Below are 1,319 nucleotides of genomic sequence, written 5' to 3'. Positions count from 1 at the left end.
AACCAGCGTTGAAGGTCACCATGGTTGCATGGTCCTTTGAACTCCGGAGGAAACGCCCCGTGCGGACCCGCATGCGGGGTGTTGTGGAGGCCGGGGGAGAAAAACCCCCGGCTATCCGATTATGCACCTATGCGGTTAAACCAGGTATAGGTGAGATTACTGAGTCGGTATGTGATGGACCTGCCCCTTCCTGAATATCTGCTTGTGATTCAAGATTTTGTAGCAGATGTGGCTGACTTAGAGGCGCCAGTGCTTGTATAACGTCAAGAACTCCATGCTCCCTACGTTTAACAAGTTCGTCTGCGATTATGCGTTCAAGCGGCTCCGATAGATTCAACTCCTTTGGCATGTTCATGTCAGCGTCAATTAGTTGCATTACGATCCTCCATGCACCATAAAAAAACTGCATAAATGAACCATCGTAAGGCATCGGGCAGACCACAAGATTTCTGTTTTGATCGAAGACTATCCTGTCTGACGTTCCATAATGAGCTGGCACAATACCTACCCTAAGTCCATGAGCCCCTTCAAGCGCTGTCGGGTTAATTTTTACAGTACTCCCCACCCAGCGGTCACTATCTGTATAGCCAAGGAATAGATCCGCTTTCCATAAACCATTTATACTCTCTGGCAGTTCAGCGCGAACACTTCTAAGCCTAAAAGCAGCAGCAATATCATTTAGATAACTCTTCAGTTTTGGCGGTTGGTGTCTTCTGCCAGTAAGGATTCTTGAGTTATCTGTAAGGACGTTGTGGGCGGTATCTATTAGCTGAAGAGACCCGGATTTCTCTGCGCCAAACAGTATAGATTCAACATTGTTTCCCGGTACCTTGCAGTGATTAGATAATGCGTCGGTTACTCGCTCAAGAATCATTGGGTTTCTTTGACGAACAGCCTCATGAACAGCATATTCGAAGCAGATCCCAACGTCACCATCGCTTGCTCTGCGTAATCGCGGAAGCATCTTCAGTTTAAGATTTTCATATCCCCCCACCTCACTTACCACATCGTGCTTCAACGAATAAAGAAGACCATAAAGAATTGGACGCACAAGTGCGATAAGTGCTGAATGAGGATCAGCGACTGGGCTTAACTGAATTTCGCGCTGAATTACTAAACTATTCACATAATCCCCCTTTGCGCATAACGTCTGGCATGAGAGGCGCGCGGCTTTTTGCGCGTCCTGCTCTATGCCGTTGTGTACGCCCGACATGGGCATGAACTGATGGGGTGAAAGTCCCCTGTAGGAGTACCTGTGATGTCCACTCTGTGGACGACTGTAACTACTAGCCGACGGCAAGGGCAAACCCGTGAGGGAA

Annotated in this window: 1 protein-coding gene; it reads right to left on the bottom strand. The window is 48.1% G+C overall.

Annotated elements, in window-relative coordinates:
* Positions 1 to 127 precede the first annotated feature (127 nt).
* A complete protein-coding gene (locus CKO35_RS17485; RefSeq protein WP_200177385.1) occupies positions 128 to 1,126 on the bottom strand; it encodes a hypothetical protein in 999 nt (332 codons plus the stop codon).
* Between the last annotated feature and the right edge of the window lie 193 nt (positions 1,127 to 1,319).

Source organism: Ectothiorhodospira shaposhnikovii, from assembly GCF_016584105.1.
Classification (GTDB): domain Bacteria; phylum Pseudomonadota; class Gammaproteobacteria; order Ectothiorhodospirales; family Ectothiorhodospiraceae; genus Ectothiorhodospira; species Ectothiorhodospira shaposhnikovii.
The sequence above is the reverse complement of the archived record's forward strand: the minus strand, read 5'-3'. Positions and strand labels throughout refer to the sequence as shown.